Source organism: Nocardia sp. CA-145437 (assembly GCF_050956485.1).
Lineage (GTDB): Bacteria > Actinomycetota > Actinomycetes > Mycobacteriales > Mycobacteriaceae > Nocardia.
The window spans coordinates 3,647,980-3,660,903 of sequence record NZ_CP191204.1 but is presented as its reverse complement, the minus strand read 5'-3'; the positions used below and the strand labels follow the sequence as shown (position 1 = coordinate 3,660,903).

Genomic DNA, 12,924 nt, shown 5'->3' with positions numbered 1-12,924 from the left:
GGAATGGTGAATTCAGGCGGCGGCCATCATGCGGTGACCAGCGAAGCGCGGAGGGCGGGCCATTCGGTGGCGAGGATGGAGTAGTAGGCGGAGTCTCGGACTGTGGCATCGGGGTCGGAGAAGTCGGCTCGGAGAATGCCGTCGAGGGTTGCGCCGAGGGATTCGATTGCCCGGCGGGAGCGGGTGTTGCGGACGTCGGTGCGGAAGCGGACCCGGTGGACTTGCCAGTCGGTGAAGGCGTAGTCCAGGAGGAGGAGTTTGGCTTCGCGGTTGGCTCCGGTGCGTTGCGCGGAATGGGCCAGCCAGGTGGAGCCGATTTCTACCGCGTCGGGGGTGGGTGGGGTGGTGGTGCGGCCGGGCCAGGGCCAGTGTTCGAGGTGGAAACTGGTGGTGCCGATGATTTCCCCGGTGTGAGCGCGACGGATGGCCCAAGGCAGCTGGCGGGAGGCGGCGCGCGCCGCCAGAGCTTGATCGACCCAACGGCGCATGGCCTCGACGTCGGCCGGGACGTGAGCGTGCGTGTAGGAGTCGCGGTTCTCGGCGGCCGCGGCCGACAGAGCGGCCGCGTCATCCAGCGTCAGCTCGGTCAGTTCGACGATCTTGCCGGACAGAGTCGAGACCATGGATTTCCCCCGAACAATCGCTTCCCCCATGGCTTTCGCCGATCACGGTGATCGTACAGGGCATCGGCCCGCACGCCAGAATGACGGCGGGCTGCTCTGATGCCGAACGAAAAGCTGTCGCGGGGCTACTGCGGAGGGGCGGTCAGGCGGTTGGTCAGGAAGGCGAGAATTTCGTCTCGGGCTTCGAGGGTGGGGTGGCCCGGTTTGTCCACGAGGTGGGCGGTGGCGACGCTGTGAGGGGTTTGGACTGTCTGGGCGAAGAAGGGGGGCGGGGTCGGGTTTGCTTGGGCGGCGGGGAGGACTCGGGCGTCGAAGCGGTCGCCCAGGAGGGACCGGTAGGCGGCGAATCGGGCTGCGGTGCACCATTTGTCACCCTCGAAGCGGTAGCCGAGGGCTCGGAGGTCTTCGCGTTCGAAGCGGGCGGCGATCGCGGAGGCGTCCGCTGGGGAGAGTTCGAGGGCGCCCAGGTCGTCGAAGGGCAGGGAGGGATGGTTGATCACGGGGGCGATGACGGCGGGGTCGAGAGTCATTGTCAGGGCGAAGTTTCCGGTCAGGCAGAGGCCGATGGCGCCTACGCCGGGGCCGCCGCAGTCCTGGTGGGCTCGGCGGGCCAGGCCGCGGAGCCAGCTGACGACGGGGCTGGTGCCGGTTCCGGCGAGGACTCGGAATTCGGCGCTCACGCAGATGTGGTTGTAGACGCGCTTCCCCAGTTCGACGGTGGGATAGGCGCCGTCCACCCCGAAGAGGGAGGGCATGTGAACGGTGAAGCCGGCGTCTCGGATCCAGCGGGCGAAGCGGGCTACATCGGGGCTGATGCCAGGCATCTCGGGCATGAGGATGACGGCGGGGCCGGATCCGGAGACGTGGACGATCTTGGTGATGCCGTCGACGGTGACAGCTCGTGCGGTGAAGTCGTCGAGAGGGTCGTCGTGGTCCATGACGAGGAAGGTAGGGCGTGGGCGCGGGCTGTCACATAGGCTGGATCGCCATGTACGAGGGTGATCTGGCCATCGGCTCGGGAGGTGTGGTGTGACGCGATTGCGGGTGGGGGTGCTGGCGTATGACGGGTGCTTCGCGTCGCAGGTGTACGCGGTGCCGGATCTGCTGACGATCGCGGCGCAGGTCGCGCCGGCGGGGCAGGCGCCGGAGATCGTGGTGATGTCGCCGCGGCGGCAGGTGGTGGCGGCGGGTGGGCTGCGGGTCGCGGTGTCGGCTCTGCGCGAGGTGGATGTGTTGATCGTGCCGGGGTTCGAGACGGGTTCCGGCGCGGCGTTTGTGGGTGTGCGGTCTCGGTTGGGGCCGGAGATCGCCGCGATTCAGAGGTTTCGCGCGCAGGGCACGACGGTGGTTTCGATCTGTGTCGGGGCGTTTCTGCTGGCCGAGGCCGGGTTGCTCGGTGGTCGCGAGGCGACTACCTCGTGGCTGTACGCGCATGATCTGGCGCAGACGTACCCGGATGTCAGTGTCGTGGCCGAGCGCACGGTGGTGGTCGCCGCGGCGGAGGTGATCACCACCGCCGCGTTCAGTGCGATGCACGATCTGGCGCTGACGCTGGTACGTGAACACCACGGAGATCGGGTGGCGCGGACGACCGCGAGACTGACGCTGCTCGATGACACTCGGACTCGGCAAACTCCGTATGTCGACCCGGCACTGGTTCCGACCCGCCGCGGTGGTCAGCTGTCGCGAGAGGTGAGGCGGTATCTGGATCGAAACCTCGACCAGCGCTACGACCTGGATGCCCTGGCCGCGGTCATCGGGGTCAGCCCGAGGACGTTGCTGCGCCGCTTCACCGGCGAAACGCAGCAGACGCCTTTGGAATACCTCCAGCGGGCCAGGGTGCGGCGGGCGAGCCTGCTCTTGGAGGAAACCGACCATTCGGTGGCGAGGATCAGTCACCTCGTCGGATATCGCGACGCCGCGACCTTCGCCAAACTCTTCCGACGGCACACCGGGTGCGCGCCCGGCGAGTACAGAACCGCCTTCAAGCGCTCGGCTACCAGCGCACCGGCAACGCCGTGAGTCCGCCGGTGAAGATGTCGTCACGTTCGGTGAGAGTCGCGGGGTCCACCGCGAAGGCCAAAGTCGGGAAGCGAGTCACCAACTGCGAGAACGCTATTTGGAGCTCGAGCCGGGCCAGCGGAGCGCCGAGGCAGTAGCGCGGGCCGTAGCCGAACATGAAATGTGCCGATTCCTGGCGGGTGATGTCGACCCGGTCCGGGTGGGTGAAGGTGGTGCGGTCGTGGTTGGCGGAGGCCACGCCGAGCAGGACCAGGTCGCCCGGGGCGATGTCGGTGTCGCCGATGGTCAGGGCGTGGCGGGCGTAGCGCGGCAGGCTGCTGGCGTTGCAGGCCCGCAGGAGTTCCTCGGCGGCGGAGGCGACCAGGTCGGGACGCTCGTGCAGGAGCTGGAACTGGGCGGGGTTCTCGAGCAGCATGCGGATGCCGACGCCGATCTGGACGGCGGAGGTTTCGTGGCCGGCGAACAGGAGAACCATGGCGTGCGTGGCGATCTCGTCGTCGGTGACGCCGTCGACGGCGCACAGGCGTGAGACCACGTCGTCGCCGGGGTCTCGGCGTTTGCGGCCGACCAGGTGCAGGCAGTAGGCGAACAGTTCGGCGACGCCCTGTTCGACCTTGGCGCGGTCGGCGACATTGCCGACGGCGTCGACCCAGTCACGGAAGCGGTTGCGGTCCGCGTAGGGGACGCCGAGCAGTTCGCAGATCACCAGCAGTGGCAGCGGGAGCGCCAGGGCGGCTTGCAGGTCGGCGGGCGGACCCTGGTCCTCCATGGCGTCGAGCAGTTCGGTGGTGAGTTGTTCCACGCGCGGGCGCAGTTCACGCATGCGTTTGGGTGAGAAGTGCGGTTGCAGCAGGGTGCGCATGCGGGCATGGTCATCGAGTTCGGTGTCGAAGTTGCCGATCGGGCCGCCGGAGAAGGCCGACTCCCCCAGGCGGGGCGCGGTTTCCGGGGTGCGGTGCGAGCGGCCCAGGCGCGGGTCGGTGAACAGGTCACGGACCAGGTCGTAGCCGGTGGCCAGCCAGGCGGAGTCGCCGGTGGGGGTGGTGGTGCGGGTGATGCCGGAGCCGACGACGCCGGTGACCGGGCAGACCGACGGGGTCGTGTCGCGCGCGGTGCCGTCGGCGGGCAGGGGTTCGGCGGGGGTGGTTGTCATCGGCGCTGTCCTCGGGTGCGTTCAGAAAGGTGTGGTGTTGAAGGGTTTCCGCGTCGTGGCGAAGGCGCGGTCGAGCGTGTCGGCGGCACCGGCGGTAAGTGAGCCCACGCGGCCCGCGCGCTCGAACTCGCTGATCGAGTGCGTGCCGAAGTAGGCGGTCGTGAGTTCGAGCGGCCCGATGCGGACGTCGGCGGCCGCCCCTTCGGCGGGCGTCCAGACGCCGTGGCCGCCGGTGATGTCGAGCCGGTAGGTGCCGGCGCTCAACCCCCACGGATCGGCCACCTCGATGACGCCGTGGAAGTCGGCCCGGAACTCTCGGGCTCCGATGGCCTTGGGCAGGTTGAGGATCCACGTCGACAGCCCGGCATCGACGCCGGTCACCGCAGCGGCGCGGGCATCCTCGAGCAGCAGCGGGGTGGGGTCGTCGATGGCGGTGTCGAGGAGGATCCGGGCGTATTCGCCCTGGCCGAGCAGACAGCGCAGCAGCTCGCGGTGGGCGGGCACGGTGAGCGCGCAGAAGTCGCGCACATGCACGGCGTCTCCGGCGAGTTCGTAGACGACGTAGCCGTCGGCGTGCGTCAAGACGAACGCCCGCGGATGCAACGCACTGGGCCACCAGGACTCCGCGCGATCCAGCGCCCCGGGCGTGCCCTGCTGCCAGCGGGCGTAGAGCCGACGCAGCTCCCCCATCGATTCGGCGTACGAAGACTCCCGCACTCGACCCGAATCCGGTTCGGCCGCCCGGAGTTTCGCCCGCGCGCGGTCGATCCGCAGATGCCGGGTGTAGGTGGTGACGCCGACATAGGCGTAACGGCCGCCGGGCCCGGGCATGGCGGCGAACACGTCGGCTTCGGTCTCCATGGCGATGGCCATCAGCTCGGCCTGCACCTTGGCGTAGATTCCGCGCTTCTGATGGGTGGTGGCGACCATCCCCTGCGCGCAGGCCGCGACGGTCAGCTGGGCCCCGCCCGGCGCGGTCACCGTGGTGCGAATGATGGCCGCGGTCCCCACGATGCGCGGTTCCCCGGCCTCGGTGACGTCCTCCACGACCGCGATGTCCTCGAGCCGGAACTGCCGTTTCCACGCCTCGAAATCGTGGGTCTTCACACCCCCGAACGCGCGGTCGTAGCGCCCGCGCAACGCCTCCCAGTCGGATTCGACGGCGCGGCGGGTGCGGATCCCGTCGATGGTGCGGCTCTGCCAGTCGGCCATGAGTTCCGAGGTCATGCCAGGCCTTTCGGGTCGAGGGCGGCGGCGTGGGTGCGCACCTTGTCCAGCGCGGTGAGGATGTCGTCGATGTCGGCGCGCTCGCCCAGCAGAACGCTGTGATGCATGAGCAGGGTGTGATCGCGGTAGTGGTCGGCGCCGGTGAAGTCGCGCCCGGTGGCGCGTTCGACGGCCTCGGCCCAGCGCCGCGCGAAGCGAGGCTTGGTCTGCGGGCGCAGCAGGGCGCTGCGGTGCAGTGGATCGCGGGGCGGGTAGACCTTGGTTCCGAGTTCGGCCGTGAGCGCCGCCGCCACCTGATCGACGGTTGCGAGACCGAAAGCACCGGGTTGCAGCCGGATTCCGTATTCGTAGACGGCGCGCCGGTCCACCGCCGCGGGGACGGGGATGCGTTCCAAGCCGGGAATGTCGGGCAGTCCGGCTTCCAGATCCTTCGCCCTGGCCTCACGCAGCGCGTGCTGGTCGTCGAGGCGCGGCAACTGGTCGAGCAGGAGCCCCGCCGTGAGTTCGGACATGCAGTAGTTCGCGCCCATGACGGTGGCCTGTTCGACGAGCTCGAACTCCCCGGGAGCGGGCGCATGTCGTGTGTACGCGCGAGAGTCCGCGCGCAGCATGAGCATTCGCTCGTACAGGTCGCGGCGGTCGGTGATCGCGGCCCCGGCCTCCCCCGCGGCCAGCGATTTGGCCGCACCGAGGCTGAACACCCCGATCGCGCCGAAGGTCCCGACCGCGCGACCGGCCCACCGAGTGCCGTGCGCTTGCGAGCAGTCTTCGATCAGCGCGAGCCCCTCGTCACCGGTGACCGCGACGATGTCGTCGAGTTCGGCCGCGGTGCAAGCCAGATGCACCACGATGGCCGCCCGCGTGCGCGGCGAGACGACCGCGCGCAGTTCATCACCTGTCAGGCAGCCGGTATCGGGATCGACATCGGCGAGTACCGGCACCGCGCCCACCCGCAGCACCGCCGTCGCCGGAGCGACCCAGGTCATGGCGGGCACCACCACCTCGTCCCCGGGCCCGATCCCCAGCGCCTCCAACGCGATCACCAGCGCACTGGACCCGTGGTCCACGCTGACCCCGTAGGCCGCGTCGTTGTAGCGGGCGAACGCCTCGCCGAACAACCGCTCGCGCGACTTGCCGCCGCGCGGGCTGTACCAGGTCACCGACCAGCGTGAGGAGTGCAGCGCGGCCAGCAGTTCCGCCGCGGTCCGATTGTCGTATTGCGGCCAGCGCGGCCAGGCCCGTCCCCCGCGGACCGACGCACCCCCGTGCAGTGCGAGCATGGCGCGCCTACCCGACCACGACCGGGGCGGACGCCCGCGCGACGACATCGAGCGCGGCCCGGATCTCCGACACCTCCACCGGCACCAGCGGAAGGTCCCCCGTATTCGCCGGATGCCCCAGTGACCGCAGCAGCACGAACGGCACCGTGTCCGGCCGCGGCGGCAGGTACCCCTTCTTGTTGTCGTCCGCGATCACCGCGAGCACATCGTCGACACTCACCGACGCGGGCAGCGCCGGCTCCACGCCCAGCCCGGTGACGATCTCGTAGTGGACGCTCACGTCGTCATCGGACAGCCACCCCCGTGCGTGCGAGATATGCGCGGCCACCAGCATTCCCAGCGCAATCGCCGCGCCGTGCGGAAGTCCCGCGACCCCGCGCACCCGGTGATCACAGATCTCGATGGCATGCCCGGTGGTGTGCCCGTATTCGAGGACCAGCCCGGCGCGGCGCTCGAAGGTGTCCGACCGGGTGACCGCGGATTTCGCGGCGATGCTCGCGTCCAGCAACCACAGCAGCGAATGCGGGCTGCTCAATTCGCCCGCCGCGATGACCCGCCGCAAGCCGTCCAGCGCCGACGGCTGGATCGCGAGGCAATTCTTCGCCATTTCACACAACCCCGAACGCAATTCACGCTCCGGCAGGGTGGTGAACAGTTCGACGTCGGTGAATATCGCTTCGGGCGCGTAATAGGTGCCCAGATGATTCTTCCCGACCCCGGAGTTGATCGCCTGCTTGAGCGACAGCACCGAATCCATGGCCGCGATCGTGGTGGTCGGCACGTGCACCAGCCGCACACCCCGGAACAGCAGGTTCGCCATCAGCCCGGCCAGATTCCCGGGCACCCCGCCGCCGAAGGACACCACGACCGAACGCCGCGTGACGCCCGCCCGCAATGCGGTCTCCAGATGGCTCGACAGGCAGGTCAGCGTTTTCATGGATTCGCCGGAGGGATGCGAGAGGATCAGCGCGGGAATGGATCCGGCCAGGGTGTCGAGGTGGTGATGGTAGCGGGCGCGGACGTCGTCGTCGGTGACGATCACGAGTTTGTCGGGTCCCAGGGCGGTGATCGCCGCACCGATCTCGGCTACGCAGTCGCGGCCGAAATAGTAGGGAAACGATTGTTCGCCGATCACTATCGTGCGCGACCGCAGACCCGATTCGTCGCGCGACAATGAAGTATTGGCCATTTCCGGTGCCGCTCCTTGCTATTGGCCGATCCCCCATCGACTCCCTTGCCGGCGCCATTGCCGACCCTCGCACGGCAAATATCGAATGCGCGCTCCCCACTTGGCAACCGCTGGGATTCCCCAGTCAGGTGCAGGCGAATTCGCGAGTACCACTGTGCGAAACACGGTGTTGCGCCGCCACCACCGCCGGTGGTACCGCCGCCCGCGGCCACCCCGGGTCGTCATTCCGTGCGGCCCCGGCCGGTGCGGCCCCCTAGGCTGGGGGCAGATGACCGTGTGCGAAGGGGTGCCGTTGGCCGACAACGAATTCGGGCTGCCGACCGTCGAGGTGCTGCGCGCGCCCACGCTGGCGGAGTTCGTGCGCGAACGCCGGGCGCGGGCCAGCACGGGCTATCCGGCGGGGCTGACCCGTAAACAGCTGGCCGAGGCCACCCACGCCAGTCTGGGCTACATCGCCAAGATCGAGCAGGGTGAGGCGCTCAATCCCGGTCCGGCCATTCTGGATTCGCTCGCCGTGGTGCTCGAGCTCGACACCGCCGAACGCGTGCACCTGTACCACCTGGCCCAGCAGCGTCCGGCGGCGTCGTCGGCGCGGGCGTTGCGTCACGGTGACGCGGCGGCCTCCGCGGTGCGCACCACGCTCGACGCCCTGCTGCCGCATCTGGCCGCCGCGATCGACGATGCCTGGAATGTGGTGGCCTGCAACAGCGCCTTCGACGAGGCACTGCCGGGACTGTCGTGCCGGGGGCACGTGCTGCGCTGGATGTTCACCGATCCGCGGGCGCGCATCGTGCTCGAGGAGTGGGAGCGTGAGGCGCGGTTGATGGTCGGGCGCTTCCGCGCCTACGCCGCCGGGGTTCCGGGAAGCGGCGACCTCGACGGTCTGCTGCGGGAACTGGGTCAGCAGCACGACTTCCGGCGGCTGTGGAACGAGGGGCATGTGCACATCGGCCGCCAGGACCCCACCTTCACATTGCGAAACCCCCGCACCGCCACCGTGTTCGACGTGCGGGTGCAGCGCTATCGCGCGACCGCCCCCGGTCCGGCGCACCAGTTGTTCATCGGACTGCTCGAGCCGTGATCAGCGGGGCACGCCCGCGAGGAACCCGCGCAACAGCGCGTTGACCTCCCCGGGATGGGTGAGTGAGGGGGTCATGGCGGCCCCGGCGATGGTGTGCACCGGCACCGGATTGCCCAGGGCCGCGGCCAGTTCCTCGACCTGCTCGGCGCTGATCGCCTGATCGGCCAGCCCGCGCAGCACCAGCGCCGGACACCGGATCTCGCCGAGCAGCTCGAGCACGGTGTCTCGGTTGACCAGGCACTCCCCGGCCAGCCGGATGCGTTCGCGGTCGGCAGCGCCCCATTTGTCGCGCCAGGGCTGCTGCTCCTCGACCGTGCCGCCGACCATGAGTGAGCCCACCATCCTGATGGTCGGCCCCGGGGTGGCGCCGCTCGTCCACTGCGCGAGCACCTCCTGGTACCCGGCGCGGCGTTGCGCGGTCATGGCGGTGCCGCTGCAACCGACCACGATCACCCCGTCGACCCGCGGCTGCGCCAGCAGCGCCATCCGCAGCGCCGTGAACCCGCCGTGCCCGACCCCGCCCACCACGACCCGGTCCAGGCTCAGTTCGTCCACCACCGCCCAGGCGTCGCGGGCGAGATCCCAATAGCTGAACGGGGTGTCGTCGTCCTCGGTCTCGCCGTGCCCGCGCGAATCGATGGCGATGATCCGGTAGTCGGGCGCGAGCGCCTCGATCTGGGGTGCGAACATCGCCTGATCCATGAACAGCCCGTGCCCGAGCACCACCGCCGGACCCGGCCCGCCGGTATCGGTGTAGTGGATCTTCACCGATCCTCTGCTCGCAAACGGCATTCCGAAACTCCTTCAGTTCACCCTGCAGGAATCGCTCACCGTACAGCAGATTCCACACCGGGTGACCGTCCTTGCGAGATCCGTCACGCCGCCCGTTCCGCCAGGCCTCCCACCACGAATGATGTTCTGCCCGTAGAAAATACGGCTAGACGCGGGGCTCCAGCAGATACTCGACCAGAGTGATCAGCGCCTGCAGGCAGGGGTTGCGGTCGCGGGCGTCCAGCCGCAGCAGCGGGGTGTCCGGATCCAGGTCGAGCGCCTCCCGGATCTCCTCGAGCGCGTGGCGGGGCGCTCCGTCGAAGTCGTTGACGGCCACCGCGTACGGCACGCCGCGCTCCTCCAGGATCGACAGCGCCTCGTCGGCCTTGTCCAGGCGGCGGGTGTCCACCAGCACCAGCGCGCCGAGCGCGCCGACGGCCAGGTCCTCCCAGATGGGCACGAACCGGCGCTGGCCGGGCGTGCCGAAGAGATACAGGGCCAGGCGGGGATTGAGGGTGATACGGCCGAAGTCCATGGCCACCGTGGTGGTGGTCTTGCCCGGCAACCCGGCCATATCGTCGACACCGACGCTGGCCTCGGTGATCGTCTCCTCGGTGCGCAGCGGCCGGATCTCGGACACACTGCCTACGAACGTGGTCTTCCCGACGCCGAAGTTCCCCGCCACCAGCAACTTCACGGTGCGGGTGACGGTCTCCGGCACATAGTCGACGACGCGCTCATGCGGAGAGAGCGCGGAGTCCATGGAGTACCTCCTCCAAGAGGGCTTGTCCCGGCAGCGCTTCCACCGGGGCAGGGTGGGCCAGATGGCCACTGTCGAGCAGATCGGCTACCAGGATCTTCACCACCGACGGCGGCAGATCCAGGTAGGCCGCCAGCTCGGCGGGGGTCAGCACCCCGCGCCGAGCGATCTGCAGGATGCGGCGAGCGTCCGGGGACGCACCGGGTGGCGGATCGGATACCGCGACAACCAGACTGACCAGATCCAGCGCCCGACTCGGACGCGATCGGCCACCGGTGCGCACGTAGGCCCGGACCAGGTCGGGATCGCGCCGGGGCCGGCTCATGACCGCGGCAGATCCACTCTGGTCCGCGACGTACTGCCGAGCTCACGCCCGACCCGCCCGGCCAGCTCGTTCATCCGGTGCGCGACCAGGCTGACGTCCACGTCCTGGGTGGTCGAGACGCCCAGCAGCGCACCGGCTCCGGCGGCGGTGATGAAGATCATCCCGTCGGCGTATTCGGTCATGTTCTGCCGCACCGAGTTCCCGGGCGAACCGCCGCAGAACTCGGCGAGCGCCTTGCCCAGGGCCCGCAGACCCGACGCCGCGGCGGCGAACCGCTCGGCATCGTCGATGCTGACGCCGCCGGTATGGGCGATGCGCAGGCCGTCCTCGGACAGCAGCACGGCGAACCGGACACCGGGGGCCTCGAGATCCTCGAGCAGCCAGGCCAGCCGGTTGGTATCACTCACTGCCGTCGCGGGCGTACCGGTCACGATGTCATCCCTTCGGAGTGCTCGTACGCGGCCGCACGGCCGCGCTGGGAGCCGCTGTGCCAGGCAGCGGCGATATCGGGACGCGCGGAGGCGGTGGCGTCCGCGGTGTCCGGGCCGGCGGTGGCCGCCAGGGCCACCGTCGCGGAGCGGCGGCGCCGTCGAGGCAGGCCGCCGGAGGTCAGTTCCTGGGGTGCGACCGAATCCATGGCCACCACGGTAGGTTCGGGATCGGGCGAGGGCAGCCGGGTGGGCGCGGGCGCCGGGGCGGGAGCCGCCACGGTCATCGGCACCGGGGCGGGAGCCGGCACCACGGCCGGGGCGGTCAGCTGCGCGGCGGCCGGTGCGGCCAGCAGGGTTTCGGGGATGAACACCATGGCACGCATACCGCCGTACATGTTCGGGCCGTCGATGTAGACCGAGAACCCGTAGCGGCGCGCCAGCGCGGCCACACCGGGGAAGCCGACGCGCGGCGTCGGACCCAGCGCGTGGATGTCGACGACCTGGTCGCCGGCCAGCACGCGGCGGGTCTCCTCGAGCTGTTCGGGATTCATCCGGACGCCGGCGTCATCGACGATGACGGTGACGCCGTGGTGGCCCTCCTGGAAACCGATGTCCACGAACGAGGTCGGCGGCGAGTAACGCAGCGCGTTGTCCAGCAGCGTCGCGATGGTGTGCACCAGCGGCTCGACCACGCGGCTCACCACCGGGCGGTCCAGTTCGCCCGAGCGCACCCGGGTGTAGTCGCGCACGCGGCCGGTGGCACCGCCCACCACGTCGGTGAGGGACTGCTGCGGCCAGCGGCGGCCGGGCAGACCACCACAGACGATCACGTAGGACTGCGCCTGACGGATCATCTGCTGCACGGAATGGTCGATGCGGGTGAGCGTCTCGAACGTCTCGTCATTGCGGTGGCGACGCAGCGCGGCGCTCACCACCTGGCTGACGTCGGCGCCCAGGCTCACCACGGACGCGCCGAACGCGCGCACAGCCGCGGAGGTGGCGTCGCGGGCCGCGCCTTCCACCTGCGCACGAGCGCTGTCGGCGGCGTCGGCGACCGCGGCGCGGGCGTTCTCGTTCGATTGCGCGACCGAGACGCGGGCGGCCTCCTCGGCCTGGGCGATGGCCAGCTGCGCCATCTCCTCGACCTGGGCGATCGCGGTCTCGCGGGTGGATTCGGCCTCGGCGAGGGCGAGCTGGGTCTCGTTGGCGCGTTCGCGCGCGACCCGCTCGGCGGTCTCGGTGGCGACCTTCTGCAGTTCTTCGCCGCAGCGGGCGGTCCACTGCCACACCAGTTCCGCGATGCGCGACTGTTCGAGTACGACCGGCAGGTTCACGGTCGGGTTGTCGGGGTCCGATCGACGCACCGCCGCACCGATGGCGGGCACGACATTCTCGGTCAGATTCGCGATCATGGCCTCGACCGCGGCGTCGCGGTCCACTTGCTCCTCGCGCACGGCCGCGACACGCCCACGTTCGGCGCGCAGGGCGCGCCACAGGAATACCACCCCTACCACCGCGAGCACGAGAGCGGCGGCGAGGACCCAGGAAAGCAGCACGGCGTTGTCTTGATTCATCAATTCTCTTGTCGTCCGGCCGATCCTGAAATCGGCGGAGCCACCATAGCAGAATCGTCTGTGTCCCCGAACCTTTCGGTATCTCCGAGCAAACCGCCGACCGGAGTCCATGCAGCTCATCGCATTTCAGCGCACTCTTGCAGGCCGAGGGCTCGCTGCGTCGGACCTCCCCGCCGAGCGGGTTCGAACCCGAGGTCCGAGCGCCACAAAATGGACGTCCGACCATTTCTTCCGAGGTCGTGGCCCGACGTGCCGACACCGGGCTTCGATCACCGGTCGCGCAGCCCCGAGAGGGGTCCAGCGGCCCAGCTACTCCCCCGCGCCCGCAGCGGGGACGCCCGGTGCCCTACAGCCCGCTGGGTCGCGGCCTGGTCACCGCCACACTCGATGCCGACACCGACGCCGATCTCCGCCGTCACGACCCCCGCTTCCAGGGCGAGCACCTCGACGAGAATCTTGCACAGGTGGCGGCGTTGCGCGAGATGGCC

Annotated in this window: 13 protein-coding genes; 2 read left to right on the top strand and 11 right to left on the bottom strand. The window is 69.7% G+C overall.

Translation table 11 applies throughout. The features are described from left to right. Nucleotides 1-26: 26 nt before the first annotated feature. The gene (locus ACQPYY_RS17055; protein WP_433594490.1) at nucleotides 27-623 is read right to left on the bottom strand and encodes a GNAT family N-acetyltransferase; all 597 of its coding nucleotides are present in this window, start codon (nucleotides 621-623) and stop codon (nucleotides 27-29) included. Nucleotides 624-748: 125 nt separating this feature from the next. Beyond that, complete coding sequence (locus ACQPYY_RS17050) at nucleotides 749-1,561, bottom strand: dienelactone hydrolase family protein (protein WP_433594489.1); 813 nt, start codon at nucleotides 1,559-1,561, stop codon at nucleotides 749-751. A gap of 154 nt (nucleotides 1,562-1,715) precedes the next feature. Between ACQPYY_RS17050 and ACQPYY_RS17045 the strand changes: the two genes are divergently transcribed. Continuing rightward, entirely contained in the window at nucleotides 1,716-2,645 is a 930-nt protein-coding gene (locus ACQPYY_RS17045; protein ID WP_433594488.1) for a GlxA family transcriptional regulator, read from the top strand. Here ACQPYY_RS17045 and ACQPYY_RS17040 read toward each other — a convergent pair. The 4 genes from ACQPYY_RS17040 to ACQPYY_RS17025 are packed head-to-tail and all read right to left on the bottom strand — an operon-like array spanning nucleotide 2,620 to nucleotide 7,494. Then, nucleotides 2,620-3,798, bottom strand: coding sequence for a cytochrome P450 (locus ACQPYY_RS17040; protein ID WP_433594487.1), 1,179 nt, complete (start codon nucleotides 3,796-3,798; stop codon nucleotides 2,620-2,622). The genes ACQPYY_RS17045 and ACQPYY_RS17040 overlap by 26 nt on opposite strands. A gap of 21 nt (nucleotides 3,799-3,819) precedes the next feature. Further along, the gene (locus ACQPYY_RS17035) at nucleotides 3,820-5,025 is read right to left on the bottom strand and encodes a GNAT family N-acetyltransferase (protein ID WP_433594486.1); all 1,206 of its coding nucleotides are present in this window, start codon (nucleotides 5,023-5,025) and stop codon (nucleotides 3,820-3,822) included. Next, a complete protein-coding gene (locus ACQPYY_RS17030; RefSeq protein ID WP_433594485.1) occupies nucleotides 5,022-6,305 on the bottom strand; it encodes a DegT/DnrJ/EryC1/StrS family aminotransferase in 1,284 nt (427 codons plus the stop codon). Before ACQPYY_RS17030 ends, ACQPYY_RS17035 begins: the two co-directional genes overlap by 4 nt. 7 nt (nucleotides 6,306-6,312) lie before the next feature. Further along, nucleotides 6,313-7,494 carry a 2-deoxy-scyllo-inosose synthase gene (locus tag ACQPYY_RS17025; protein ID WP_433594484.1) on the bottom strand — a complete coding sequence of 394 codons (1,182 nt, stop codon included), beginning with the start codon at nucleotides 7,492-7,494 and terminating at the stop codon, nucleotides 6,313-6,315. 268 nt (nucleotides 7,495-7,762) lie between these two features. Here ACQPYY_RS17025 and ACQPYY_RS17020 point away from each other — a divergent pair, with 268 nt between their 5' ends. After that, nucleotides 7,763-8,575: a helix-turn-helix domain-containing protein gene (locus tag ACQPYY_RS17020; protein ID WP_433594483.1), complete on the top strand. Its 813-nt coding sequence runs from the start codon at nucleotides 7,763-7,765 to the stop codon at nucleotides 8,573-8,575. Here the strand turns inward: ACQPYY_RS17020 and ACQPYY_RS17015 are convergent, their stop codons facing one another. The 5 genes from ACQPYY_RS17015 to ACQPYY_RS16995 all read right to left on the bottom strand — a co-directional run bounded on the left by ACQPYY_RS17015 (nucleotide 8,576) and on the right by ACQPYY_RS16995 (nucleotide 12,436). After that, nucleotides 8,576-9,367, bottom strand: a complete 792-nt coding sequence (locus ACQPYY_RS17015; RefSeq protein ID WP_433594482.1) for an alpha/beta fold hydrolase — start codon at nucleotides 9,365-9,367, stop codon at nucleotides 8,576-8,578. A 145-nt stretch (nucleotides 9,368-9,512) separates the two neighbouring features. Further along, entirely contained in the window at nucleotides 9,513-10,109 is a 597-nt protein-coding gene (locus tag ACQPYY_RS17010) for a GTP-binding protein (protein WP_379099182.1), read from the bottom strand. Further along, a complete protein-coding gene (locus tag ACQPYY_RS17005) occupies nucleotides 10,084-10,431 on the bottom strand; it encodes a DUF742 domain-containing protein (RefSeq protein WP_357082077.1) in 348 nt (115 codons plus the stop codon). Before ACQPYY_RS17005 ends, ACQPYY_RS17010 begins: the two co-directional genes overlap by 26 nt. Next, the gene (locus ACQPYY_RS17000) at nucleotides 10,428-10,862 is read right to left on the bottom strand and encodes a roadblock/LC7 domain-containing protein (protein WP_357276764.1); all 435 of its coding nucleotides are present in this window, start codon (nucleotides 10,860-10,862) and stop codon (nucleotides 10,428-10,430) included. The genes ACQPYY_RS17005 and ACQPYY_RS17000 overlap by 4 nt, the downstream gene beginning before the upstream one ends. Then, on the bottom strand, nucleotides 10,859-12,436 hold the full coding sequence (locus ACQPYY_RS16995) for a sensor histidine kinase (protein ID WP_379099178.1): 1,578 nt from the start codon (nucleotides 12,434-12,436) through the stop codon (nucleotides 10,859-10,861). Before ACQPYY_RS16995 ends, ACQPYY_RS17000 begins: the two co-directional genes overlap by 4 nt. Nucleotides 12,437-12,924 lie beyond the last annotated feature (488 nt).